The sequence below is a fragment of the Sinomicrobium weinanense genome (assembly GCF_018863395.1).
Taxonomy (GTDB): domain Bacteria; phylum Bacteroidota; class Bacteroidia; order Flavobacteriales; family Flavobacteriaceae; genus Sinomicrobium; species Sinomicrobium weinanense.
The window spans coordinates 19790-28259 of sequence record NZ_JAHKRR010000012.1; the positions used below are offsets into that span (position 1 = coordinate 19790).

At 49.4% G+C, this 8470-nt stretch carries 2 protein-coding genes; both read right to left on the reverse strand.

The window, feature by feature from the left end:
* Positions 1–2: 2 nt before the first annotated feature.
* The gene (locus KN811_RS20115) at positions 3–806 is read right to left on the reverse strand and encodes an aspartate/glutamate racemase family protein (protein WP_187964411.1); all 804 of its coding nucleotides are present in this window, start codon (positions 804–806) and stop codon (positions 3–5) included.
* A gap of 10 nt (positions 807–816) precedes the next feature.
* Entirely contained in the window at positions 817–8439 is a 7623-nt protein-coding gene (locus KN811_RS20120) for an amino acid adenylation domain-containing protein (RefSeq protein WP_187964412.1), read from the reverse strand.
* Between the last annotated feature and the right edge of the window lie 31 nt (positions 8440–8470).

Here is an 8470-nt window from a genome sequence, read left to right on the forward strand (position 1 = left end):
AGTTAAGCAGGTTTGTTGAGGCTTACCTCGTCCATGTGTATTATTTTATCTGAAGCCCCTAATCCGGCTTCAGCCAGTACTGTTTTATCATCCCTTCCGTAATAACACCTTTCCACCACTTCCCTGGCTACCAGGTCCATCGTGTCTACATACGGAACTTCCACGTTTCGTTGATCCAGGGCGATCGAAACTTCGGAGCATCCTCCTACGAGCAACTGAACACCCTTGTCAATGAGTATCCGGGCCGCTGTGTACATCAGGTCCACAGCCCGGACATTCACAACGGACGACTTGAGCCCGTGTTCCATATAGACCGAAGCCATGAATATATTTTCCTGTTCTTCGGGGCTGAGTTTTACAACTTCGCAATCGAGGCTCCCCAGTTCCCGACAAAAGATCCCGGACCTGATGGTACCAGTGGTGGCCAGAAGCCCTATTTTCTTAAATCCGTTTTCCAGCACGTATTTTTTCAATATCTGAACGGGGTGTAGTACTTCGGCTTTGGAATACGGGATAAAATTTTGATAATAGTAGTATGATGTATTGCAGGTCAATACTATAAAATCGACATTGTTGTTGTTCATCACCTTTACGGACCGAAGTATTTCCTCCAGGGGACAGGCCTCTCCATGTACAATGGCACGGGTACGGTCCGGGACATTGGGGTTGCTATGCATAAAGATCTCTACGAATTCCTGGTCGGTACGCGCAGGACACAGGTCAATGACCTTTTGCAAAAAATTGGCCCCGGCCCTGGAGCCCATTCCCCCGATGATGCCTAATTTTTTTCTGGTGTTGTTATTCATTATCGATCGTTTAGATATTAAACATGGTATCGGTAAAAGCCTTTTCGTCCTCATTCTCATTCAATGACAACTCCGACAATACCACAAGGGGGGCATCCACTACTTTAGCGGCCAGTAGTATCACGTTGTTATTCAGTTCTGCAATGGTCGTGTCATCAAAAAGGTCGGTATTATAATTGGTGATAAGACTTAGTTTCCCGGCAGTATTAACAAAATTGAAGGTAACTTCATTCTTGCAGAAAACATGGGCTGTTTTAAACTCTCTTATCCTGAGCCCGGCTATTTCCACATCTTTCCCGTTGGCGATCTCTTCGTTGTAGAGCTGCATCCAGATATCCGTAACAGGCGCACGGTTCCGGTCGTATTCGGGCTTTATATCTTCCACAAGCCGATCGTAAGGATAGAGCTGGTGTTCCTGGCCCTCCCGGGCAGTTTGCGCTACCCGTTGCAACAATTCCCGGAACGTCATGGAGTGAGCTACTGCCGTGCGCAAGATCATGTTGTTTATGTAAAACCCGATCTGCCCTTCCAGTTCTTCATGGTCCCTCCCCGACACCGGCGATCCGACGATGATGTCTTCCCGGCCGCTATATTTGTGTAATGTGAGTTTTACCAGGGCCAATAATGTGGTGTACAGGCTTACACTCTCACGCTTGGACAGCTCCCGGAGCTTCTCTGAAAGTTCTTCGTTCAATTCATTGCTGCATAAAGCCCCGTTATATGTCTTTGTTTCACCCCGCGGGCGATCGGTAAGCAGCCCCTGCGGCTGAAGTTCCCCGGACAGCTTATCCTGCCAGTACGATTGCAGTCCTTTGAGCTCTCCTCCCCTCAGCCTGGTGTTGTACCACACGCTGTAATCCTTGTATTGTATGGGGAGCGGTGCCAAAGGGTTTTCTTCTCCGGATATAGCAGCCTCGTAAAGTGCCATAACCTCTTTTACCAGTATCCCGGATGACCAGCCGTCGGAGATGATATGATGCATGACCAGGACGAATAAATGCCTGTCCTTTTCCAGGTATATGAGTACACCTCTCAACAAACTGTCCTGTCGGAGGTCGAAAGCGGAACCTGTGATATTATCGATCTGCGTTTTGAGTTCTTCTTCGGAACAGTCTTCTCCGTTGATCTTTTCGAGTTCAAAGAGAGTATTTTCCACAGCATGTATTTTTTGCCTGGGTTCGCCGTCCCTGACCACAAAATTGGTACGCAGGCTTTCATGTCTTTCCACAAGCTGTACGAATGCATCCCTGAAAGCGGTTATATCCAGCTCTCCTTCTATTTCCAGGACATCACTAATGTTGTAAGCAGCACCGCCTTCTCCCAGTTCATCGGTGATCCACAGTCTGCGCTGGGTGTAAGACAACGGATAGTCCTGCTGAATGGCCACAGGCTCAATAGGCTGGTAAATACCTTTGCCCGACCTGTCGACCACCCTGGCCAGTTCGCGAATGGTGGGAAAGAGAAAAACATTGCGCAACTCCAGGCTTTTACCCAGCTTTTTATAGATACGGCTGGTGACCTGTGTAGCTTTTAAGGAATGTCCTCCCAGTTCAAAGAAATGGTCCATGGTCCCGATCGGGGAAACATTGAGCACTTCTCCCCATATATCCGCAAGGGCTTTTTCTGTGGGGGTTTCAGGGGCAACGTACCTTTCAGAAACGGCAGCTGCATCCCGGTCTGGTGCAGGCAGTCCTTTTATATCTATCTTTCCGTTTGGTGTAAGCGGAAGTTTTTCCAGTTCTATGAACCAGGATGGCACCATATAAGCGGGAAGCCCGGATTGCAGGGCCCTTTTTATTTCAGTTTTCTCTACATCTTTCCCGGTAAAGTAGGCCACGAGAGATCTTGTCCCATCCGGCCCCGTATAAGGAGTGACCATTGCCGATGTTACTCCTTTTATTTGCAACAGGGCATTTTCTATTTCTCCCGGTTCTATACGATAGCCCCTGATCTTCACCTGGTTGTCATTCCTTCCCAGGAAAGCCACATGGCCATCGGGCAGCCACCGGGCCTGGTCTCCCGTCCTGTAAACCACTCCATCGCAAAACGGAAGTCGTACAAATCGCTGTGCGGTGAGCTCCGGCCTGTTGTGATAACCCGAGGCTACTCCCGCCCCTCCTATATACAGTTCCCCGTTCACCCCGACGGGAACGGGCTGTTGATGCCTGTCAAGAATCAGGAATTGTGTGTTGTTCATGGGCTTGCCGATAGGAACATTGCCCGAAAGGGGTATGGATTCCAGCGGCGCTTCATAAAAAGAAGAGTCGATGGTGGTTTCTGTGGTTCCGTAACTGTTGATAATGCGCATATCCCCGCCAAAACGGGCGACCAGGTTTCGAAAGTCCCTGGCCGGACAGGTATCGGACCCCATGATGAGCAATTCTACAAAGGAAAGGTCCAGTTCATTTTCGTATACATGATCCATCAGGGGAAGGATCACGGCAGGTGTGGATTCCAGAATATTGACCTGGTGCCTGGCCATCAGTTCGTATAGTTTTCCCGGATCGAGCCTGGTTTCGGACGGACAGACAATGAGATTCCCCCCGTTGAGCAGGGCCCGGCAAAAGTCGCCCATGAATACGTCAAAGGATATTCCGGCCATTTGTAACAAACGGGGGGTATAGGCCCCGAGGTGATAACTGTCTTTCCAGGCCATTGCGATATTCACCACATTGCGGTGGTACACTTTTACTCCTTTGGGCATCCCGGTAGAACCGGAAGTATAGATCATGTAAACGAGTGCTTCGGGATCAATCGTTAAACCGGGATTGGTCTTGTCCAGGGTTTGGATACTATCCCACTCCCCCTGCATATCGGCTACTTTTATATCACCGGCAGCGGTTTGCGGCCTGTCCGTAAGCAGCAGGGTTACACTGCTATCTTCAATGAGATACTGTATCCTGTCCTGGGGATATTCGGCATCTATGGGTACATAAGCGGCCCCTGTTTTCATAATCCCCACGACAGCCGTTATCATTTTTTCACTGCGGCCTGCCAAAAGCCCTATCCTGTCCCCGGGCTTTACCTGGTACTCTTCCAGCAGGTACCGGGCCAGGCAGTTGGCCTGTTCGTTGAGTTCCGTATAGGTAAGCACATGCGGTCCGAAAGTTACCGCTTCGGCACGGGGGGTGTTTTCTACCTGGCTTTCGAACAGGTCTACCAGGGTTTTGCCTTTGCCGCTGTCTGCAATGGTTTCATTAAAACGGGTAATGACACAGGCCTCTTCTTCGGGCTGCATGATCCTTAAGCCGTAAAGTGGTTGTTCGTCGTGTTTCAGGGCCTGTGAGATCAACTCCGTAAAATGGCCTGCCATTCTCAGTACCCGGTCCCGGGCATATATATCTGTATTGTATTCTATGTTCAGTTCCAGCCCCTTTACGGTGTCCCGGAAATCAAAGGACATATCGAACTTGCTTATGGTGAGTTCCCCGCCGTACTCGCTCACACGAAGTGTATCGAACTTTTCCAGGCCTTCCTGCATACCATCGGGATTGGAAAGGGAGACCATAACATCAAAAAGGGCGGAACGGCTCAGGTCCCGCTCCAGGTTCAGATCGTCTACCAGCCTGTCAAACGGGTATTGCTGGTGGCTATGTGCTCCTAACAGTGCTTTCTTGACCTTCTCCAGGAGGTCCGTGAATCCCTGTTCGGCATTAAACCACGTCCTGATGGCCAGGGTATTCACATAAAAACCTATTTGATCTTCAAGGTCGGGGTGCTCCCGCCCTGCGACCGGGGTTCCTATAATGATATCTTCCTGTGTGGTATATCGGTAGAGCAATACTTTTACTGCCGATAACAGGGTCATAAAAAGGGTGACCCCGTTCTTGCGGCTAAAATCATGTATTTTTTCGGATAGTTCTTCTCCCAGCAGGCAGCTGTGATTGGCACCGTGATAGGTCTGCACGGAAGGCCGGGGATAATCTGCCGGAAGGTCCAGTACCGGTAATTCGCCATCAAGGGTATCCAGCCAGTATTTCCGGATCTTTCCGATATCATCTCCCACTAGCATGCTATTCTGCCATGCCGCAAAGTCTTTGTACTGGACTTTCAGGGGGGTTGCAGAAACAGACCTGCCCTGTGAAATATCCTGGTAAATGCCGAGCACTTCCCGGGTCAGTACATTAAGCGACCAACCATCGGAAATAATGTGGTGCATATTAAAGACAAAGACGTACCGGTGGTCTTCTACCTGTAGTAAATAACTCCTCAGCATAGGGCCCCGTTCCAGGTCGAACGGGGTTTGTGCCTCTTCTTCGGCAATTTTACCGGCCTGTTCTTCGGGTTTTACATGTCGGCGCAGATCGCGTTTCCTTACCCGGATATCCAGTTCGCCTACAGGGTGGATTTTCTGTACGGCGCGGGCATTGACCGTATGAAAAGTGGTACGTAAACTTTCGTGCCTTGAAACAAGTGTTTCAAAAGCCCGGGAAAAGGCTTCCTCGTTGAGCTGCCCTTCCAGAATAAATGCTGCCGGCATATTATAGGCGATCTGGTCCCCTTCCAGTTGATCGAGTATCCACAACCGGTGCTGTGCGTGCGACAGTTCGTAATATTCCTGTTCTCCCAGTCGGGGTATGGGCTGATACTGCTGTTCTTCCTGCTGAGACAGGTAATCAGACAGTTTTTCGATGGTGGAATGGACAAAGATCTCCTGGAGGTCGATCTTATGATTGAGTTTTCCATATAAACGGGTAGTGAGCTGTATCGCTTTAAGGCTATGCCCTCCTATTGTAAAAAAATCATCCGTAATACTGATCTCCTGCTTGTTCAGGATCTCCTGCCAGAGCGATAGCAGTGCCCTGTCCAGTTCGTTTCTCGGTGGGACCATATCGGTTGCGCCGGTCCCTTTTACAGGGTCCGGAAGCGCTTTTTTATCTATTTTGCCATTTGGTGTCAACGGAAATTGCAGGAGTTCTACAAAATAAGAAGGCAGCATATATTCCGGAAGCTGGTCGGCAAGCTGTTTTCTCAATTCCCCGAGAGATACTTTTTGCACGGGGTTGTAATAGGCGGCGAGTTCCAGCCCCTGGTCCGGCGAACCATAGACGGTCACTTCTGCCTTGTCTATAACCTTAAGGCTCTCCAGTTTTTCCTGTATTTCTTTCAGTTCTACACGATACCCGCGTATTTTTACCTGGTCGTCTTTTCTTCCTTCAAAGAGAACGGTCCCTTCTGGCGTCCACCGGGCAATATCGCCGGTTTTATAGAGCCTTTCCCCGGTTTTAAAGGGGTTTTCGATAAATTTTTGAGCGGTCAGTTCCTGCCTGTTGAGATACCCTGTTGCCAATCCCTTTCCGGAGATGGCCAGTTCTCCGGGCTCTCCCGGGGCTACGGGCCGGTTGTCCTCATCAAGAATATATATCCTGGTATTGGCTATGGGGCTACCTATAACAGGTAAAGCGGCATAGGCATCCAGCATTTCACTGTCAATGCGGTGTACCACAGCGCCGATGGTGGCCTCGGTCGGGCCATAATGATTTACCAGCCCGAGTGAAGGTCTTAGTGCCGCAATTTTCCTCAGGTCGCTCACACGGACGGGCTCTCCGCCCACCAATACCATCCGAAGGGCACTTTCTGCGAGGGTAGAAAATGCGGGGGCATTTACAATGGTATTTACCAGGGAAGGGGTAGCCTTGATAAACGTTATTCCCTGCTTTATAAGATAGTCCGTAAGTACTTCCGGGTTACGCAGGGTCTCATCGTTTATCAGGTGGAGCGTGCCCCCCGAAAGCAATGTTCCCCAGATGGAGGTGTAGCCAAGGTCGAAAGCATATGATCCCAATAGTACAGCCTGGTCTTCTGCACCGATCTTAAACGCTTCCCTGAACCAGGATATATAATTCAGCAGGGAAGCGTCCGTAACGAGGGTGCCCTTGGGATTTCCCGTGGTTCCCGAGGTGTAGATCACATAGAGTATATCTTCGGGCTTTCTCGGTTGGAGAATATTGCCGGGTTGCGGGGCAGCAGGCATTGGTTCGTCCAGTAATACAAGGTTTTCGGTACGAAACCGGTCCTTGAAGCCCGACGTGGTGATCACTGCCCTGGCCTGGCAGTCCTTTGCGATAAACTGTATCCGCTCTGCGGGGTTGTCGGGGTCCATAGGCACAAATCCGGCCCCGCTTTTTATGACGGCCAGAAGAGATACGATCAGATCGATATTTTTATCGGACATTATGCCTACAAGATCTCCTGGACCTACCCTGTATTCCTGTTTAAGCCAGGCAGCCAGGCGGTCGGACCTTTCATCTATTGCTGCATAGGTAGCTTCCTGCCCGGAACAATAAACGGCCCGGCGGTCCCCATAGGTTTGAGCTATACTCTCAAAAACGTTGTCCACTCCCGACCCTTCGCAGGAAAAAAATGCGTCGGTATCATTAAAATCATTCAATACTATGGATTCATACCTGGTACTCAACAAGCCTAAACTGCCCAGGGGAGCTTCTGCGTTGTCCAGCATCTGACGTACTACTTCCCTGTAGGCATCGATAAGGAAATCGGTATCTTTTTTGGAAAAACTATGACCGTTATACCACAAGGTCCCCCGGATCGCACCTTCCTGTTCGTTCAGGACCAGTTTGAGCTTAAAAGGTTCATAACAGGAAATACAACTGTTAACCCGGAAGGTCAGGCCTTCCGTTTCAAAACGGGTTTTAGATGACCCGTATTCAAAACCGTATGGCAAAAACGCTTCACCGGTAAAACCTTCTTTATGGCGATCGCTGTTCTCTATCTCCGTTTTAAGGTGAAGCAAGGCGTCTTTAAAACTCCAGTTGTCTTCCCATTCGGCTGACACCGGAAGGGTTTTGGCACATAGGCCGCTCAATCCTTTTAACTCGTCAAAATCACGGCCGGAAAAAACGTAGCCCAACGCAAAATTATCTCCGAACAGTTTTCTAAGGATGAGATACCAGGCTGCCGACAATAAAATTTCCGGTGCTTCGCCGGGCAATGCTTTGGATAATTCTGCCACGGAATGGAACAGTTCAAAGGTATTTCCCTTAAACTGTGCTTTTTTGGTCATATCAGGATCCCTGTCAAACGACAGGTGAGGCTGCACTGCTATTGATCTGCCTTTCCAGTATTTAACACTTTCTTCGGTCTCTTCATCGGTCAGAAGCTGGTTTTGCCATTCGGCATATTGAATGTACTGGAGGGATTCCTCATCCGGGTTCTGAAGAACGCCGGAGCAAGCCCGCATCACCTTTTCCACTATCCCGAAAAGGCTCTCCCTATCCGAGGCCACGGCAGGCAATGTTACGACCATAAACTGCCTGTTCTCCTCCAGGGGCATTAAGGCGACCCTGATCTTTGGAGATTGTAAACCGGAAGCCAGTTCCCATTCCTTTTCCAGGCTATACGGCAACTCTTCTTCCAACACCGGCCGGGTATAGCTAATAAGATCAATATCCGTTTTTTCGGAGATCACCTGAACAGCCAGATCATTTTCAAACCGATGGTAGTCCGTTCGGAATATGTATTCGTGTTCAAACACTTCTGCTATGGCCTTTTCCAGGTTATCCGTATCCGGGCGGGGTTCAATGATTACGGATACCTGCGCCAGCAATTCATTGCTATGTTGTGAAAACCGTATATATCTTTGTTGCTGGGGTGATAACTTATATCCTTTCATGTGTTCTTTTTTATTTTGATTGTAGGCATTT

Coding starts and splice junctions, on each gene's coding strand:
- KN811_RS20115 (WP_187964411.1), bottom strand. CDS start 806: ATGAATAACAACACCAGAAAAAAATTAGGCATCATCGGGGGAATGGGC.
- KN811_RS20120 (WP_187964412.1), bottom strand. CDS start 8,439: ATGAAAGGATATAAGTTATCACCCCAGCAACAAAGATATATACGGTTT.